Here is a 17,187-nt window from a genome sequence, read left to right as displayed (position 1 = left end):
GTTCAGCGGGGTGTCCGCTCCAGTCCGAGGTCGCGGGCGACCTGGGCGAGGGAGTGGTTCTGCTGTTCCTCGTAGAGGTCGAAGGGGTCCAGGACCTCGCGTCCCAGGACTCCGGAGAGCCAGTCGCTGTCGTAGGCGGCGCCCTGCCGGTCGTTGTTCCTGGAGCCTTCGTCGCTGAGGTTGGACTGGAAGATGCCGGCCGCGGAGCGGGGCAGGAAGTCCTCGTAGACGACGGGTTCGGCACGTACCCAGCCCTGGGCCACCAGGTCTCGGAGGGCGGCCGGCGGCCGGGATCCGTCGTGGGGCCGGCCGGACGCGGCGTGGTAGGTGAAGTGCGCCAGGCCCTGCGCGGCCAGTTCCTGTTCGGTGTCGGGGAGTTCCCCGGCCCACAGGGTGCGGGCGATCTCGGCCCGGTCGTCCCCGGGGCGGCGGGCCGCCTCCTCGTCGACACGGGCGAGCAGCGCGTCATAGCGGGCCCGGCCCCGCCGGCTGAGCGCGATGCCGCGGGCCTCGACCTCGCCGAAGCGCACCCGCAGGGCACCGCTGACCACCGAACCGTCCGGGGTGCGCAGGGCGCGGGGCTCGGCGAGGGCACGGAAGGAGGTCTGGCGCAGCAGGACGTCGGGGCCCTGCCCGTGCGGCGGGCCCTGGATGGTGTCGATCATCTCGATGCCGCGTGCGGTCATCCGCCGGTACAGCTCGTCGATGTCCAGAACGCGGGGGGTGAGGTGGTTGATGTGGGTGCTGCGCACGCCCCCGATGTCCGCGGCGACGGCGGAGACTCGCTCCAGGGTCTCGTACCACGCCCGGTCCACCGGCTCCGGCGACAACTCGAAGGCCTGCACGGCCAGTTGGAGGAAGCGTTCGGCGTCCGCCTCGGGCAGTTCCCCGGCGGCCTCCGCGCGGTCGGCGAGGGCCAGCAGCTCCGGAGGGAAGAGCCGGCGCCCGGCGAGGAAGTTCTCCAGGCGGGCGCGCAGGTCACCGTCGAAGAACCGGGGGTCGGCGGGCGTGAGCAGGGAGGTGAACACGCGGAAGGGGTTGCGGGCGAGTTCCTCGCCGTCGACGGGGCGGAAGGCGGTCGAGACGACGGGGACCGCGCTGGCGGCGGCTTCCCGCAGGTCGTAGAAGCCGACCGGGTGCATGCCCAGGGCGCCGAAGATCCGGGCGACCTGCTGGAGTTCGGCGGGGGTGCCGACGCGGATGGCGCCGTGGCGTTCCGCGGTGACCCGGCCGATGGACCCCAGGCGCTCGGCGTCGGCTCCCCGAGCCCGCAGCACGTCCTCGTTGACCTCGCGGGAGACGTCCACGAGCGTGGTGTAGGCAGGGACTTCGCGCCCGTACATGTCCGAGAGCCGCCGGGCGAAGGCGGCGCGCAGTTGCCACTGGCTGATCATCGGGAGGTCGTCCTTCCGTCGGGGTTCACACCACGTGGTTTTCGGGGCGGATCGGGGCGCCGGTCGTGAAGCGGTCGGCGCTGAACGGCGTCACATCGAGGAACGGTGCACGCTCCAGGTGGAGGTCGCGCATGATCTCGCCGACCGCGGGGGCCTGGAGGAACCCGTGGCCGGAGAACCCGGTGGCGTAGAGGAAGTTGGGCAGCGTGCCGGAGCGTCCGATCAGCGCGTTGCGGTCGGGGGTGACCTCGTAGAGCCCGGCCCAGCCGCCGGTGGTCTCCAGGTCCGCGAGGGCGGGGGCCCGGTGCCGTACGGCGGCACGGAACAGGGTGAGCCAGTCCGGAGTCCAGGTGGTGTCGAAGCCCTCGGTCTGGCCGGGGTCGGCGAGGCCGAACAGCAGCCCGTCGTCGCTGTTGTGGAAATACGCGGTCGAGGCGAAGTCGATGGTGAAGGGGATGCGGGGGGCGGGCGGGGTGAGGGGGGCGGTGAAGGCGAGCTGGCGGCGGACCGGGCGCACCGGCAGGGGGACGCCGGCCATGTCGCCGATCGCCGCGGACCAGGCGCCGGCGGCGCAGATGACCGTGGCGCAGGAGATCCGGCCGTGGTCGGTGTGGACGGCGGTGACCCGGTCGCCGCTGGTGTCGAGGCCGGTGACGGCGGTGCGGGTGGCGAAGACGACCCCGGCGCCGGCGGCGGCACGGGCGTACCCCTGGACGGCCGGCCGGGGCCGGGCGTGGCCGTCGGCCGGGGAGTAGGCGGCGGCCACCAGTCCGTCGGTGCTGACGTAGGGGCAGAGCCGCTGTGCCTCGTGGGGGTCGATGAGGCGGCTGGGGACGCCCAGCTCGTTCTGGATGCGGACGCTGGTCTCGAAGTCCGCGGCCTGCTCGGCGCCGGTGAGCAGGAAGAGGTAGCCGACCTCGGCCAGTCCGACGTCGGCGCCGGGCCGCTGCCCGAAGTCCCGCCAGGCGCGCAGACTCCTGCTGCCCAGGGCGATGTTGAGGGGGTCGGAGAACTGGGCCCGGACGCCGCCGATCGGCTTGCCCGAGCTGCCGCTGCCCAGCTCGTCGCGTTCGATGACGACGATGCGCCGCACCCCGGCCTCGGCGAGGTGGAAGGCGATGCTGGTGCCCATCACGCCGCCGCCGATGATCACGACATCGGCGGTGGCCGGCACGGTGCGGGAGATGGAGGACCTGGACGACATGGACAAGAGGCCGATCCCTTCCGGAGGCCGGGGCCCCGCGCCGGGCGGAGGTCGGCGCGCGGCTCGGCTGTCGGTGCTGGCAAGAAGCGCTGATCAGCTAGCTGCCGGCCATCGTGCAGCAATTCAACCGTTGACGTCTACGAACAGTTAGTGCGTCTGATCTATTAGGGTCTCTATATGGATTGGACGAGTGCCCAGCTGCGGTCCCTGGTGGAGCTGACCCGGCGCGGCACGATCACCGCGGCGGCCCAGGCCCTTGGATACACGCCCGGCGGAGTGTCCCAGCAGATCGCCGCGCTGGAGAAGGCCGCCGGGATGGAACTGTTGCGGCGGGTCGGGCGGCGGGTGGAGCTGACCGACGCCGGGCGGACGCTGGCGTGTCACGCCGAGCGGATCCTGTCGACGGAGGCGGAGGCCGTCGAGGCGCTGGAGCGCACACGGCGGGAGGTCTCCGGGGTGCTGCAGGTAGGACTGTTCGCCACGGCGGCCGCCGAGATCCTGCCGCCGGCCCTCCAGGAGGTGCGGCGGGTGCATCCCGGGCTGACGGTGCACAGCCGCGACATGAACGTGGACGAGGTGCAGGACGCCGTGGCTTCCGGTGCGGTGGATCTGGCGCTCGGCCTGGACTACCCGGACGTGCCCATTCCGCGCGAGCCGGCCGTGCGGGTGCGGCAGCTCTACCGCGAGCGGTTCTCGCTGGCGGCGCCGGCCGGATCGCTGGCCGGCCGCGAGGTGATCGCCCTGGCGGACACCCAGGAGCTGGGCTGGATCCTGCCGTCGCCCGACAGCTACTACGGCCGTGCGGTGCGCACCGCCTGCCGGCGCGCCGGCGTCGAGCCCCGGGTGCGGCACGAGGTGACGGACACCGCGGCCACCCTGGCGCTCGTCGAGGCGGGGATCGGGGTGAGCACGGTGACCGGTCTGATGCTGGGCCTGCGGGCGTCCCGACTCGATGTGGTGCGTCTGCGGGAGCGGATCGAGCGGCACATCGTCGTGCTGTTCCGGTCCTCCGCCGAGCACCGGCCGACGGTGGCGGCACTGGTGGAGGTGCTGCGTGCGGTGTCCGGAAGCCGCCGCGACGCCGAAGGGTAGCCTCCCCCGACAGCCTTTGTTCCAGGGCGGGTTGACGTCGCTCTCCGGTCGGCGCCTTCGCCGTGCAAGGGGGTCGTCCCCTCGCCCTGCGGGGCGGGTTCGCCAGCCCGCCTTGGTCTCAGCCCCGGAAGTTGTCGCGCTGCGGTCCCTTTTGCCGGGGCGGATCGTGAGTGAGGGTTTCAGGCCAGTGGTGACCCACGCCACGACGGCAGCCCGTCGTGTTGCCGTTGGCCGACAGGGAGCGAACGCCGTCCCCCCATCACACCCCGAAACCTCCGCTTCCCGCCCTGCTGGGCAGAGGCCCACAGGGAATCTTCCGGCGCACGCTGCCCCATGAACGGACCGGCGGGCAACGCATGGTGCGCACCCTGGGCCTCACCCAGCTCACGATGATCGGCATCGGCGCCATCATCGGGGCCGGCATCTTCAGCCTGGCTGCTGACCCGCGACACCCGCACCTCGGCACGGGTGGAGACGGCGCTGACCGTCGTCAAGATCGCCATCGTGCTGCTGGTGATCGTGGTGGGATTCACCAAGGTCGACACCGGCAATCTGCACCCCTTCGCACCGTTCGGGCTCGGCAGGGCGTTCACCGGGGCGGCCACGGTCTTCTTCGCCGTGTTCGGCTACGACGCGCTGAGCACCGCCGCGGAGGAGTCGCTGGAGGCCCGCCGCAAGCTGCCGAGGCCGATGATGCTGTCGCTGGCGGTCTCCATGGTGCTCTATGTGCTGGTCTGCATCGTGCTCACCGGAATGCAGCACTACACCGAGATCGACCCGGAGAACGGGATCTCCAGTGCCTTCCGGAGCGTGGGGCTGAGCGGGCTGGCCAATGTGATCGCCGTCGGCGCGGTCATCGGCATCGTCACCGTGACGTTCTCCTTCATGATGGCCGCCGCCCGCCTGTGGTACGCGCTGAGCCGGGACGGCCTGATGCCGGCCTGGTTCGGTGCCGTCCACCCCGAGCGCAAGGTCCCGCACCGCGCCACCTGGCTGATCGGCGGGGTCGCCGCCGCGCCGGCGGGGCTGCTGCCCATCAACGCGGTGGCCGAACTCACCAATATCGGCGTGCTGTTGGCGTTCGTGGTGGTGTCCGCCTCGGTGCTGGTGCTGCGCTACCGCAAGCCCGGTCTGAAGCGTGGTTTCCGCTGTCCGGGCATACCGGTGGTGCCCGTCCTGGGCATGGCGTTCTCGGTGTGGCTGATGTCGTTCCTCCAGTGGGAGACCTGGGTGCGGCTCGGCGGCTGGCTGGTGGTGGGGCTGGTCCTCTACGCCACGTACGGCTATCGCCGCACCCGCCGGGTCATGCCGGGCGGATCGGTGGACCTCGACGCCCTGAACGAGATGCCCGGCTCCGACGACGTGCCCGGCTCCGGCGACTCCCCGCCCGTGGCCACCGGCTGACGGCCGTGCCCGCGCCTCGCCCGCCGGGGCGCCGGGCCGGTCAGCCGGCCGGTGCCGGGTGGAGGTACGGCTCCCCGGTGGGGACCGCGCGCCGCAGGGCCTCGATCATGGTCGTGAGCAGCGGATTGCTGTTCTCGGCGCGGTGCAGGGCCAGCACCGCGCGGTGGGCGGCGGGCTGGGTGAGCCGGGTGGCCTCGATGCCGTCGTCCGGGACGTGCCCGAGCGCCGGGACCACGGCCACCCCGAGGCCGGCGGACACCAGCTCCCGCACCACGTCGTAGTTGTTGCTGCGGAAGGCGACGGCGGCCTCGAAACCGGCGGCCGCGCACAGCCGGACGAAGGACCTGGCCCCGGCGGTGCTCTCGCGGCTGGTGATCCAGCGGGCCGTGGACAGCCGCGGCAGCCGGGCGCTCAGCCCGCTGCCGCGGGCCCGGAGCAGGACCAGGTCCTCGCGCAGCAGCTGATGGCAGGTCAGGCCGTCCGGCCACTGCCGGGGGCTGAGCCCGTACTCGTGCACCAGCGCCACGTCCAGATCGCCGTGGCCCAGGGCGGTGATCAGCTCCTCGGGTTCGCCCTCCTCCAGCTGGATCTGCGCCCGTGGATGGGTGGCGACGAGCGCGGAGAGGGCCGGGGGCACGAGCCGGACGTCGGCCGTGGGGAAGCTGCCCAGCCGCAGCCGGCCGGTGGCGCCGGTGGCCAGCTCGTGGACCTGGTGGTCCAGTTCGTCCATGGCGGCCAGCACGTGGGTGCTGAGGTCGACCAGACGGTGGGCCGCGGCGGTGGGGCGGATCCCGTGCGCCTCCCGCTCGAACAGTGACAGACCGGTGTCCTTCTCCAGGGCGGAGATCTGCTGCGAGATGGCGGAGGCGGTGTACCCGAGGTCGCGGGCCGCGAGGGCGATGATGGGGCTCGACATGGGCCTGACGGAGGACGACGCCGCCCTCATCCAGGACGAGTTGGGCGACCGTGGAGCCGCCGTCGGCACCCCCGGGCATCTCGGCGGGGTGGCCTATGACCGGCTCGGGGTCACCGGCTACGGAGTCGCCGAGGCGGCCGACGCCGCGGCACGGCACCAGGGGCTGCCCCTGGCCGGGGCCCGGGTCGCCCTTCAGGGCTTCGGGGCGGTGGGCAGCGCCGCCGCCCGCCGCTTCGTCGAACTCGGCGCCACCGTCGTGGCGGTGTCCACCGCCCACGGCGCGCTGCACGACCCCGGCGGCCTGGACATCGACGCGCTGCTGAGCGCGCGGGCGGAACACGGGGACCACTTCGTCACCCACCGGCCGAGCGGCAGCGCACTCGCCGCGGGCGGCGAACTCACCGTGGACTGCGACCTCGTGGTGCCGGCCGCGCTGCAGGACGTGATCACCCACCGCACGGCCCATGAGATCAAGGCGAAGCTCGTGGTGGAGGGCGCCAATCTGCCGACCTCCGCGCAGGCCCGGACCGTACTGGCGGAGCGCGGGATCACGGTGGTCCCCGACTTCGTGGCGAACGCCGGCGGCGTGGTCGCGGCCGCCTTCGCCATGGACGCCCGCTACTCCGGATTCCGCCCGGAGACCGCCGGCATCTTCGAGACGGTCTCGGCGAAGCTGCGCGCCAATACGGTGACCGTCCTGGACGAGGCCCGGGAGCGAGAGGTCACGCCGCACACCGCCGGCCGCCGGCTGGCCGAGGCACGGGTGCGCGCCGCCATGGAGAGCAAGGGACGCATCCCGCGCGGCTGACCGGGCTGCGGGGGTGCCTGGTGCGGCCGCGGTGGTGGATCACGTCCGGCAGGACTCGCGGTTCTTGACGACGACGAGCGTGACCTTCCGGTCCTTCAGCGGGGTCCCGGCCTGCGGGCTCTGCGCGCAGACCTTCCAGCTCGCCGGCCACAGGACATGGCGCCCCGCGCCGCGTCCGTCCGTGAGCCGGAGCGAGGGGTCGTAGTGGAGGGCCTGGTAGGCGGAGACCAGGTCCCGGCCCGCGACCTGCGGCATCAAGGCCGGGCCGTCGTCGGCACGGGCCGGGCCGGAAGGGACGAGGGCGATCAGGGCGAGGACCGAGGCGGTGACGATGCGCTTCACGACCTGGGAACGACCGTCACCGGCGGGGGTCACCGTACGACGTGTGACGGCACATCAGCCGCCACCCGGGTGGCCGAGCAGGACCTCCCGGATCACCGTCCGGGCGATGTCCGCCATGGCCGGATGGGTTTCCCGGTAGTAGCTGAGTTCCATGAGCGCGATGGACAGCGCCCAGCCGCGGCCCCGCGCCCAGGTCGCCTCGTCCACCCCCAGCGCCGTACGGAAGGTGCCGCGTGCGTGGGCGGGCAGCAGATACCACGCCGCGATCACGTCGACGGCGGGATCGCCCAGCCCGACGCAACCGAAGTCGATGACGGCGCTGAGCCGTCCACGGGCGAGCAGCACATTCCCCGGTTGCAGATCGGCATGGATCCAGACGGCCGGACCCGGCCAGGACGGCGCCCGCAGGGCCGCCTCCCACACGGCGGTCGCGGATTGGGTGTCCACCACGGCGTCGAGTGCGGCCAGCGCCGCCCGCGTGGCGTCGTCCCGCGCAGAGAGGGGCTCGCTGCGGTAGGCGGGCGGTCCGTCCATGGGGGCGATGCGCCGCAGCGCGGCGACGAACTCCGCGAGGTCCGCCGCGAGCCGGCCGGGTGCGGCGCGGCTGCCGGGGGCCGGAGTGCCGCCGTCGAGCCAGCGGTAGACGGACCAGGGCCACGGATAGCCCTCGGCGGGGCTCCCCTTCGCCAGGGGGGTCGGGACGGCCACCGGGAGGGTGGGGGCGAGCCGCGGCAGCCAGTGGTGTTCCTTCTCCACATCGCGGGCCGCACCGGCGATGCGCGGCAGCCGGACGACCAAGTCCGTGCCCAGCCGGTACATGGCGTTCGAGGTGCCGACGGACTCCACCGCCGTCAGCGGACGGTCCGCCCACTGCGGAAACCGCGCACCGAGAAGCCGGCGCACCAGGGGCAGGTCGATCTGCGCCTCGTCGGCGTGCAGCGCGCGGGCGCCCGCTCCGTGTGCGGTCGCGCGCCTGTCGGATGTCATACCGCGAGCCTAGAGCCCGCCGTGGACACGCGGGGCAGGCACCGTCTGTCAGGATCGCCGTCATGACGCCCGAACACTGCACGCATACGGTCGAGTTGTTGCCCGACCGGGTCATCAAGCGGTTCCGGGGGACGGATCGGGCGGGTGCTGCGCGCGAGTGGCGGGCGCTGACCCTGCTGGCCGTGCACGCTCCCGGGCTGGCGGCCGAGCCGTGGGAGTGCGACCCGGCCGCCGGCGAGCCCGTGGTGGTGATGTCGCGGCTGGCCGGCGTACCGATGCGGGGGCGGGCCCGGTCGGACGCACAGGTCGGCGCGCTGGCCGCAGCACTGCACCGGCTGTACACCGCGGTGCCGCCCGGGTTGCTGGAGCGGGTCCCGCCCCGGCCGGACCTCGCCGGGGAACTCGTCGCCAGGATCCACCGTTGGACACCCCGCACGCGACCGGGGCTCGGCGGGCCGGTGGCGCAGGCCATGGACGCCGGGCTCGCCTGGCCGGCGTCGGCGCACCTCGATGTGCCCGGCCCGCCGGCGGGTTCGTAGGTGTTCGGTGCCGGAGACGGCAATCTCGCGAACTTCCTGTGGGACGGCCGCACCGTCCGGATCGTCGACTTCGAGGACTCGGGCCGCAGCGACCGGGCCTTCGAGCTGGCCGAGATCACCGAGCACGTGGCGAGCTGGGCGGAGCACCCGCTCGATGTCTCCTCGTTCCTCGGCCACTTCGCGCTCACCCGGGCGGAGCAGGGGCGGTTGCGGGAGTATCGCCGGCTGCTCGTCCTCGTCTGGCTGTTCCTGTTGCTGTGCGACGAGAGCAGCGGCAACCGGCGAAACCCCCTCGGCGCGGTGGAGCGCCAGGCCCGGCGGCTGCGGGATCTCCTCGGGTGAGGCGTCCTCGTCGGGTGCCTCGTCAGGAGAGCGGACGGCACAGCAGGGCGTCGGGGGTGCCCTGGTGGCCGAGGCGGTTGGTGTAGGCGATGCCGGCCGCGTAGGTGTCGGAGGCGCACTGGCCCTTGAAGCGGCCGTAGGCGAATTCGCCGCCGGGGTCGCCGGACGGGCGGTGGTCGCCGCGGTCGAACCGGACGGTGTTGCCGCCGGTGCCGAGCGGTCCCCGGGCGGGCATGCACAGGGCGGCGGAGACCCGCTCGCCGCGCAGGCTGTAGCCGGTGAGGAAGTGGCCGTCGGGGCACTGGAGTTTGCTGTAGCCGGGAGCCCAGTCGCCGCCCGCCGGGACGTAACGCTCGTCGCGGACGACCTGGGGAACGCCGTCGGGCCGCCGCAGGTCGCGGGCCGTGGGCGCGTCGGTGCACAGGCCACGGCCCTGGGTGTGGCTGATGCCGATCAGCCGTTCGCCGTCGGGGCAGGCCGCCTTGCGGGCGCCGTTGTCCCAGTCGCCCAGGGCCCGGGCGCTCAGGGACTGGACGAAGTCCCGGTGGTCGAGGGTGAGCATGTGCCAGGCCGGGGTGCGGGGCACCGGGCCCGTCTTCTGCGGGGCCGTCGTCAGCCGGTTCCACGCGGCGGCGCGCCAGTCGCCGCCGTCCAGGATCCCGGTGCGCTTCCCGGTGTTGTCGTATCGCAGCAGGGCCCAGCTGTCGCCGCCCGGCCGGCCCTGGCCGTCGGTGCTCCAGCCGACGAGCGGCCAGGAGGCGAAGTCGGTGTCGGTGTCGGAGAGGTAGTCGGTCAGATTCCCGAACCAGGTGCGGGCCGCCGCGCCCTGCTCATCGGCGCCGACCCCGAATTCGCTGATCCACAGGGGTGCGGTGAAGTGCTGTCCGGTCTCCTGGGAGACGAAGAACGCCTGATCGTGCAGCACGGTGCGCAGCTGCTCGCGGGAGAGGTCCTGATAGCGCGGGTCGCTGGTCTCCCCCAGTCCCGTGGCGCCGCTGTGGTGCGGGCCCGTGTAGCCGTAGAAGTGGGCCGAGTAGACGAGTTTGCCGGAGACCAGGAGGGTGTGCGAGAGGGTACGGGCGGGGGTGAGGGTGGGACGGCCGTGCGGCAGGCCGTCCACGGGCAGTCCGGTCCAGTTGATGCCCTCGATGACGAGGAGGAGGCGGGGGTTGGCCTCGGTCTGGATCCGGTCCGCCGCCTCCTGGGCCGCGGCCTGCCAGTCGTGGTCGTCGCCCAGTCCCCAGTTGGGGTCGTTCCAGACGTCGCGGCGCACCTCGTTGTAGAGATCCGCCCCCACGACCCGGGCGTTGTCGCGGTAGCGGCGGGCCATGAAGACCCAGTCGTCGGCCCACTGCCGGGTGCTCTGGTGGCTGTTCCAGCGCTCGTTGCCGTCGAGGCCGCAGCACCACCGGGTGGTGTAGGTGTGGTTGTTGAGGATGACGGCGAATCCGTCCGCGGTCAGGGCCGCGATCACCGCGTCGAAGATCTGCAGGGGTGTTTTGCCGCGCAGTCGCGGGTTCGCGGCGACCGCGGCATCGGGAACCGGGGCCGTCCCGCGGATCATCTCGTTCGAGAACGGCAGGCGGATGCTGTTGAGGCCCAGCCGGTGGAAGTCCGCCAGCAGTGCGGGGAGGGCGACGCGGTCCAGGCCGAGCGGGATGCCGTGGGAATTCTGGCCGCTGTGGTGGCTGGACGCCTCGTCACTGTCGCCCGAGCCGCTCCAGGAGCCCTGTGCGCCGTCCCAGTTGCCCGCTTTCAGCCGGAAGCGGGTGCCGTCGGCGTCGACGATGTAGCGGCCCCGGGTGGACAGCGGTGCGGTCCACGATCCGGTGGAGGTGCCGGGCGTGGCGGCGGCCGGTACGGCAGCGGGCGCGACAGCTGCCGCCCCCGCGCCGGAGGCGGTGATGCCCATGAAAACGAGGCATACCGCGAGGGCGCCGCACGCCGCACGTACCGGAGACTTCATGTCAGCTGCCCGTTTCGCCGGGGGTACCCGTCGGGGCCGTCCGGCGGGCTGCCCCGGCCAGGAGATCGCCGAAGGCAGGGCCAAGGTAGCGGGGAGGGGAAAGGGGAGCCATACCGTGTGGCTGATTCCCCCTCGCTTCTTCCGGGAGTCAGCTGAATTGCGGCCGTTGCGCGCAGAGTTGATGCGAATGCGCTGCCGCGCCACCGGCCGCGAGGTCCGCGGCCCTCACGCGCGGGTGGTCCAGGCTTCCAGCTCCGCGCTCACCCCCGTCACGTCGGGAGCGGTCCAGGCGCGGGCGATATGGCCGTCCGGCCGGATCAGCGCGGCGGACAGGCCCGACCACGGCCGGGCCCGGACGACCTCAACGCCGTGCGGGCGCAGCTGTCCGTAGGCGGCGTCGGGGGTGAAGTCGGCGAGCAGGAACCGGTCGACGGCCAGCCGGCGGTGCACGGAGCCGTCCGCCAGCGCGAAGTCCGGTGCGCGGCGGCCTTCCCAGGGGTGGCCGGTGGCGGCGGGCGGATAGGCGTGGCCCAGCCCGGACAGCCAGGCGGCGAGGTCGTCGGCGGTCTCCCCCCTCTTGGCGATCAGCTCGCTCATCAGGTCCCGCAGCGCCGCCCCCGCCGGAGTGAAGGTGGTGAACAGGGCACCCTGCGCGAGGGTGTTGGCGGCCAAGCGGGCGGCGACGGGGGCCCGCTCACGCTCGTAGGAGGCCGGTCCGTCGACGATCAGGGACGGCGCCCGGCCCTGGATCTCGGCGGCAAGCTTCCACGCCAGGTTCGCCGCGTCCTGCATGCCGATGTTCATGCCCTGGCCGCCCGCGGGGAAGTGGACATGTGCCGCGTCGCCGGCCAGGAAGACCCGGTTCCGCCGGTACCGGGCGGCCTGGCGCGTCGTGTCACCGGCCCTGGACAGCCACCGCGCCTCGCGCAGCCCGTGATCGGTGCCGGCCACACGCCCCAGGGCGGCACGCACCTCGTCCACGGTCAGCGGCTGCGACTGACGCGTACGCACCTGTTCGGGGGTGAGTCCGGTGTCCTCGGCCAGCGTGCCGAACACCCGGCACCAGCCGTCCGGGAACGGGATGATGCTGGCCTGGCCCACCCGGTGGTCCCAGAAGTGCCGCACCCGGTCCGGCGGATCGGCCAGGGTGACATCGGCGACGAATCCCACCGTCGTGGGCGGGGTGCCGGGGAAGTCGATGCCCGCCTCCCGCCGTACGAGACTGCGCGCCCCGTCCGCGCCGACCAGGTAACGGGCCTCGCGCACACCGCCGTTGACACTCACCCGCACGCCGTGCTCGTCCTGGGTGAAGCCGGTGACCTCGTGACCGTGGCGGACCGGCACGCCGCGCCGTCGCAGGTGCTCCGCCAGCACCCGCTCCGTCGTCGCCTGCGGGATCACCAACAGGAACGGATAGGGCGTGTCGAGCCCGGAGTAGTCGAGCAGGGCGGGCAGGGCGGCGAAGTGGGTGGCCCGTTGGGTGCGCCCGAGCGGGACCAGGACATCGGAGAGCCGCCGGCCGCCGTCGGTCCGCAGGAGGGTGAGGACTTCCAGGGTCCGCGGATGCATCGCGGACGCCTTGGAATACTCGCTCTGGCCGGACTTGCTCTCCAGCACCTCCACGCTCACCCCCGCCGCGTCCAGGAGCGCGGCGGTCAGCAGCCCGACCGGTCCGCCACCCGCGACGATCACCTCGGTGCTCATCGGCACTCCCGCTCGGGGCGCAGCAGCCAGATCCCCGCGGCGAGACCGGTGGTGGAGGCGAGGTGCACCGCGAGCGCCTTGGAGTGGGGCGCCCAGACGCCCGTCGTGGGTCCGCCGGACCACATCGCCGCCACGAAGCCGGCCCCGGCGGCGGCCATCGCTCCCCACAGCTGCCTGCCGCGCCGCGGCCCGGCCAGCACGCCGATCCCGACGACCGCCAGGCTGCCCGCGGTGATCAGGGCCTCGCGGGCCATGTGGTACTGCACATGACCCGCGCCGTCCCGCACCTCGGGCGTCCGGTAGCTGTCGTCCGTGAGGTGGGTGACGGTCTGCCATACCGAGGGCAGGGCCGCCGCCATTCCGGTCAGGGTGACGACTCGGCCGGCGTTCTCACGCCTCGTGCGCGTCATAGGGGTCCCCTCCATTGTTCGGACACGGGAGCTAATCTCTTAACGTTAAGCTAATGAACGTTCGCCTACCTGTCAAAGCGCTGCTAGGATCCGGCGGGTGACCGAAAGTTCCCCCCGCGACCGCATCGACGGCATGATCGATGTCATCGCCCGCGCACACGACCTCGCCGACCTGGAATCCAAGGCGCTGGTGTACCGGCTGCGGCGGGTGGCGCACCACATGGAGATCGAGCTCAAGCGTGAACTCGCGGGCCACGGCATCGAGTTGTGGGAACTGGAGCTGCTGGCCTGCCTGTACAGGGCGGTACCGCACCACCGCGTCAGCGCCAAGGACCTGATGGCGCAGATGCAGCTCACCACCGGAGCGGTCACCAACCGTGTCTCGCGCCTGGAGGCCAAGGGGTGGGTCAGCAGGGAGATCGCCCCGGACGACCGCCGCAGCATCCTGGTGACCCTCACCGAGCCCGGCCGCGCACGCGCCGACCGGGTCTTCGCCACCAAGACCGAGGCCGAGCGCCGTCTGTTGGCCGCCTTTCCGGACGAGCAGCAGCGCCGGCTCAACGATGCGCTGCGTACGCTACTGATCAGCCTGGAAGGACATCACAGCTGATCAGGGTGGTCGCACCCGTCCGGTGACACCCGCCCGGCCGTACGGTCGCCGCGCAGGACGTGACCGGGTGGCAAGACACGCAAGGCCACCGGCCACCTCGACTCCGCCGCCCGCCACCCCCGGGTTCCGCGCAACCAGGAGACGCCGCGATCAGCACGTACAGTGACCTTTCCTCACTCGCCGTGCGCCACGGGTGCGCGGCGGCACCGGAGAAAGGGACCCGCATGCGCGCTCGCCTCCTTGCCACGGCCGCCGTCCTGGCGGTCACCAGCGCTCTTCTCGCCGCCGCACCCGCTCCGGCGGACCCCTCCGCGGTCGCCGGCGCGGCAGCCGCCGCCGGCCGCCGCGCCGGAAACACCGAGGTCCCCGTCGAGGGCGGCACCGCCCGCTTCGACGCTCCGCCCGCGCTCCTCGCCGCCTTCAAGGACCACGGCGTGACCGTCGCACGTCTCGACGCCGACGGCAGGATCAGCCGGCAGCGCTCCACCGATGCGGGTGTGCGCCTGGACATCGAGGGCGGTGCGGTCAGCAACAGCGGCGGAAAGGTGGGCGGTGAGCTGCGGTTCGCCAAGACGGGCCTCGCGCTGCTCAACTCCGAGACCGGGAAGTCCGTCCGACTCTCCGACTTCGTCGCCGACCTGTCCCAGGGTGCGCTCCGGGCCGGCCTGAACCACGGCCGGGGCCTCACCGTGGGCACCTTCACCCGGTCCGCCACGAAAGCCGCCGTCGACACGGACACCGCGAGGCTGCGGATCAACGTGGGCATCAAGGTCACCGCGGTCGCCGCCGCCAGGCTCAATGCCGCGCTCGGCACCAAGATTCTCACCGCCGGCGGACCGCTCCTGCACGCCCGCATCGACGTCCATCTCGACTCGTCCGTCGACCTGCGCACCGCCCTCAACCTGAGCCGCCGCCCGGCGCGACGCGAGGACTAGAAGCCCGGCGCCCGGCGCGGGCGGTCGGAGGGGCCGGAGCCGGGCGCGCAGCAGGCGGAATTCGTTGCCTTGCGGGTCGGCCAGGACGTACCGACTCTCGGTACCGGTCCGGCCGACGTCGACGGGCCGGGCACCGAGGGCGAGCAGCCGCGCCGGCTCGGCGTCCTGGTCGCGGTCGGTGGCGCGGACGTCGAGGTGCAGGGCGGTTCCCGGTCCCCACGGATGTGGCACGCCATGCCCGGCAGCGCAGGGGACTCCGTGTCGCGCAAGCGGGGGGCGGACCGTACCGACGGGCAATGGGTGCGCCGCGTTCCGGGGGCGTTCAGCCAGCGGTCACGCACGTCACCCAAACTCTGGAACGAGACATTCCGTTTGGTGACACCGCTGTGGCCAGGCCCTGCCGGCCACGGCACGGAGGGCCTGATGGCCGGTATCGAAACCCACATCCCCACCAACCGTCGTCGCTTCCTTCTCAGCTCCGGTGCCGCCGTCGCCGGAGTCGGTGCCACATGGGCACTGCCGGGTCAGCGCACCAGCAGCGCGGCCCCGCACGCGCATCCCCTCACTCGCACGACGCCGGCCCGTACGGGTGGTCGGCGGCCGGCCCCGTACGGGGTCACGACGCTGGAGACCGCCGCACACCTCACCGGCAGCGGCGCCTACCGCCGCCTGGCCTCCGGGCCCGGATGGCCGCTGGTGGTCCGCGGTGAACTCGCCGGGGCCACGACCGGACGCCAGGACCGGCGGACCGCCCTGGCCTGCTTCGTCCAGTTCACCGATCTCCATGTGGCCGATGTGCAGAGCCCGTTGCGCACCGAGTATCTGCGCGCCGGGTCGCCGGGGTCGTGGCGGGCGCAGGAGGCGCTGTCGGTGGCCGGCGCCGTGTCGCTGGTGGAGCAGGCCAACGCGCTGGGCGGCGGCCCCCACACCGGCCGGCGGCCGGCCTTCGTCATCTCCACGGGCGACAACATCGACAACCACTCCACGGTCGAGCTGGAGTGGTTCCTCACCCTGATGAGCGGTGGTCGCATCACACCGAACACGGGTGATCCCGCGGCGTACGAGGGCGTGCAGAACTGCGGACTCCCGCTGTACTGGCATCCGGCCGACGGCCTGCGCGACCAGGACAAGAAGCGGGGCCTGCCGTCGATACCCGGCTATCTCGACGCCGCGATGCGCCCCGTCACCAGTCCCGGCCTGCGCATTCCCTGGTATGCGACGCCCGGCAACCACGACGACCTGCCGGGCGGCTGTCTGACCCCGCAGGACCCGCAGCTGGCGGAGTACGTCACGGGGGCACGCAAGCTGTTCTCCGTGCCGGACAGCGATGTGGCCGCGTTCGCGAAGGTGCTGGAGACCGGTGACGATCCCAAGAGCACCGTGCTCAAGGAGATCCTCGCGCGCAACACCGCCCGGGCCCGGACCGTGACCGCGGACGAACGGCGCCGCATGTTCACCCCGCACGACTCTCTGCGGGCGCATCTGAACCCGGCGTTCGCCGGCGCGGGACCGGTCGGGCACGGCTACACCGAGGACCACCTCAACGACGACCGGATGTACTACACCTTCACCGTCGCGGAAGGGGTCCTCGGCATCAGCATCGACACCACCTACCGCAGCGGCCACTTCGAAGGATCGCTGGGGACCGGTCAACTCCAGTGGCTGGAGCGGACCTTGACCGCCCACAGCGCCCGTCACTACGACGCGGACGGCCGGCTGGTGCGCAACGCCGGAGCCGATGACGCGCACATCCTGATCTTCAGCCATCACCACAGCCCGAGCATGACCCGGCGCCCCGACGCGGCCCGCTCGGAGGAGAAGCGGCACGACGGCGAGGAACTCATCGCCCTGCTGAGCCGGTTCCCCAACGTGGTGGCGTGGATCAACGGCCACAGCCACGTCAATCGCATCACCCCGCACGCCCACCCGACGGCCGCCCGCTCCTTCTGGGAGGTCAACACCGCCTCACACGTGGACTATCCGCAGCACGCGCGGATCCTGGAGCTCGTCGACAACCACGACGGCACGCTGTCGCTGTTCACCACCCTCATCGAGTCCGCCGCTCCGCACCGCACGGATTTCGACGACCTCTCGGCGGTCGGCCTCGCCTCCCTCTACCGCGAACTGTCCTACAACGCCCCCGGCCTGGCCGCCGGTATGGGCAGCGGCGTCCACGAAGCGATGGCCGGCCGCCCGGCGGACCGCAACACCGAACTCCTCGTCCACCGGGCGTGACGCGGCGGGTCCGCCCGCCGAGGTGCGGTCGGTGGCCGCCGGACGGCACCTCGCCACCCGAGTGGTCGCGGTAGCCGCCGAAGGCGTCCGCCCGGACGGCCCCGCTGGTCAGCGCGCCCTTCAGACACAGCGGAGCGGCGGCGACGAGGAAGCCGACCCTCTCGGCGTAGTGGTCGGTGGGCGGCACGGCCGGGCCCGAGGGGCCGCACGGTCCCCGTGGGCTTCGGTGTGGCGTCCGGTGCGGGCCTCGGCGTGGGGCTCTCGCCGGGGCACGGGAAGCCGGCCGGCCTGCCCGGCGC

At 72.9% G+C, this 17,187-nt stretch carries 15 protein-coding genes and 2 pseudogenes; 8 read left to right on the top strand and 9 right to left on the bottom strand.

Translation table 11 applies throughout. The features are described 5' to 3' along the window. Positions 1 to 2: 2 nt before the first annotated feature. Positions 3 to 1,394, bottom strand: coding sequence for a 2-oxoadipate dioxygenase/decarboxylase (gene hglS / locus ACQP17_RS33290; RefSeq protein WP_433859644.1), 1,392 nt, complete (start codon positions 1,392 to 1,394; stop codon positions 3 to 5). A gap of 25 nt (positions 1,395 to 1,419) precedes the next feature. After that, positions 1,420 to 2,598, bottom strand: a complete 1,179-nt coding sequence (locus ACQP17_RS33285) for an NAD(P)/FAD-dependent oxidoreductase (RefSeq protein WP_433859643.1) — start codon at positions 2,596 to 2,598, stop codon at positions 1,420 to 1,422. A gap of 177 nt (positions 2,599 to 2,775) precedes the next feature. Here ACQP17_RS33285 and ACQP17_RS33280 point away from each other — a divergent pair, with 177 nt between their 5' ends. Both ACQP17_RS33280 and ACQP17_RS33275 read left to right on the top strand, forming a co-directional pair. Continuing rightward, the gene (locus tag ACQP17_RS33280; protein ID WP_433859642.1) at positions 2,776 to 3,690 is read left to right on the top strand and encodes a LysR substrate-binding domain-containing protein; all 915 of its coding nucleotides are present in this window, start codon (positions 2,776 to 2,778) and stop codon (positions 3,688 to 3,690) included. Between the two features lie 429 nt (positions 3,691 to 4,119). After that, positions 4,120 to 5,094, top strand: a pseudogene (locus tag ACQP17_RS33275) (APC family permease); the annotation flags it as partial. A gap of 40 nt (positions 5,095 to 5,134) precedes the next feature. Here the strand turns inward: ACQP17_RS33275 and ACQP17_RS33270 are convergent. After that, positions 5,135 to 6,010: a LysR substrate-binding domain-containing protein gene (locus tag ACQP17_RS33270; protein WP_433859641.1), complete on the bottom strand. Its 876-nt coding sequence runs from the start codon at positions 6,008 to 6,010 to the stop codon at positions 5,135 to 5,137. On the opposite strand from ACQP17_RS33270, the gene ACQP17_RS33265 reads away from it, so the two are divergent. After that, positions 6,009 to 6,818, top strand: coding sequence for an NAD-glutamate dehydrogenase domain-containing protein (locus ACQP17_RS33265; protein ID WP_433859640.1), 810 nt, complete (start codon positions 6,009 to 6,011; stop codon positions 6,816 to 6,818). The two genes, ACQP17_RS33270 and ACQP17_RS33265, sit on opposite strands and share 2 nt — an antisense overlap. Before the next feature lie 39 nt (positions 6,819 to 6,857). On the opposite strand, the gene ACQP17_RS33260 is transcribed toward ACQP17_RS33265, so the two are convergent. Next, positions 6,858 to 7,193: a PASTA domain-containing protein gene (locus ACQP17_RS33260; protein ID WP_433859639.1), complete on the bottom strand. Its 336-nt coding sequence runs from the start codon at positions 7,191 to 7,193 to the stop codon at positions 6,858 to 6,860. Between the two features lie 21 nt (positions 7,194 to 7,214). Further along, a complete protein-coding gene (locus ACQP17_RS33255; RefSeq protein WP_433859638.1) occupies positions 7,215 to 8,147 on the bottom strand; it encodes an aminoglycoside phosphotransferase family protein in 933 nt (310 codons plus the stop codon). A gap of 62 nt (positions 8,148 to 8,209) precedes the next feature. Between ACQP17_RS33255 and ACQP17_RS33250 the strand changes: the two genes are divergently transcribed. After that, positions 8,210 to 8,686, top strand: coding sequence for a hypothetical protein (locus tag ACQP17_RS33250; protein ID WP_433859637.1), 477 nt, complete (start codon positions 8,210 to 8,212; stop codon positions 8,684 to 8,686). Further along, positions 8,687 to 9,028, top strand: coding sequence for an aminoglycoside phosphotransferase (locus ACQP17_RS33245; protein ID WP_433859636.1), 342 nt, complete (start codon positions 8,687 to 8,689; stop codon positions 9,026 to 9,028). 22 nt (positions 9,029 to 9,050) lie between these two features. Here the strand turns inward: ACQP17_RS33245 and ACQP17_RS33240 are convergent, their stop codons facing one another. From ACQP17_RS33240 to ACQP17_RS33230, 3 genes are all read right to left on the bottom strand, one after another. Next, a complete protein-coding gene (locus tag ACQP17_RS33240; protein WP_433859635.1) occupies positions 9,051 to 10,940 on the bottom strand; it encodes a cellulase family glycosylhydrolase in 1,890 nt (629 codons plus the stop codon). A gap of 279 nt (positions 10,941 to 11,219) precedes the next feature. Further along, entirely contained in the window at positions 11,220 to 12,698 is a 1,479-nt protein-coding gene (locus tag ACQP17_RS33235; RefSeq protein ID WP_433859634.1) for an FAD-dependent monooxygenase, read from the bottom strand. Next, positions 12,695 to 13,108: a hypothetical protein gene (locus ACQP17_RS33230; RefSeq protein ID WP_433859633.1), complete on the bottom strand. Its 414-nt coding sequence runs from the start codon at positions 13,106 to 13,108 to the stop codon at positions 12,695 to 12,697. The genes ACQP17_RS33235 and ACQP17_RS33230 overlap by 4 nt, the downstream gene beginning before the upstream one ends. A gap of 97 nt (positions 13,109 to 13,205) precedes the next feature. On the opposite strand from ACQP17_RS33230, the gene ACQP17_RS33225 reads away from it, so the two are divergent. Together ACQP17_RS33225 and ACQP17_RS33220 are read left to right on the top strand one after the other, a co-directional pair. After that, positions 13,206 to 13,718, top strand: coding sequence for a MarR family winged helix-turn-helix transcriptional regulator (locus tag ACQP17_RS33225; protein WP_433859632.1), 513 nt, complete (start codon positions 13,206 to 13,208; stop codon positions 13,716 to 13,718). A gap of 224 nt (positions 13,719 to 13,942) precedes the next feature. Then, on the top strand, positions 13,943 to 14,653 hold the full coding sequence (locus ACQP17_RS33220; RefSeq protein ID WP_433859631.1) for a hypothetical protein: 711 nt from the start codon (positions 13,943 to 13,945) through the stop codon (positions 14,651 to 14,653). 27 nt (positions 14,654 to 14,680) lie between these two features. Here ACQP17_RS33220 and ACQP17_RS33215 read toward each other — a convergent pair. Beyond that, positions 14,681 to 14,857 (bottom strand): annotated as a pseudogene (locus tag ACQP17_RS33215) (VOC family protein); the annotation flags it as partial. 219 nt (positions 14,858 to 15,076) lie between these two features. Here ACQP17_RS33215 and ACQP17_RS33210 point away from each other — a divergent pair. Then, complete coding sequence (locus ACQP17_RS33210) at positions 15,077 to 16,888, top strand: TIGR03767 family metallophosphoesterase (protein WP_433859630.1); 1,812 nt, start codon at positions 15,077 to 15,079, stop codon at positions 16,886 to 16,888. The last annotated feature ends 299 nt before the right edge of the window (positions 16,889 to 17,187 follow it).

Origin of the sequence: Streptomyces kronopolitis (assembly GCF_050953795.1) — a bacterium.
GTDB classification, from domain to species: Bacteria; Actinomycetota; Actinomycetes; order Streptomycetales; family Streptomycetaceae; genus Streptomyces; species Streptomyces kronopolitis_A.
The sequence above is the reverse complement of the archived record's forward strand: the minus strand, read 5'-3'. Positions and strand labels throughout refer to the sequence as shown.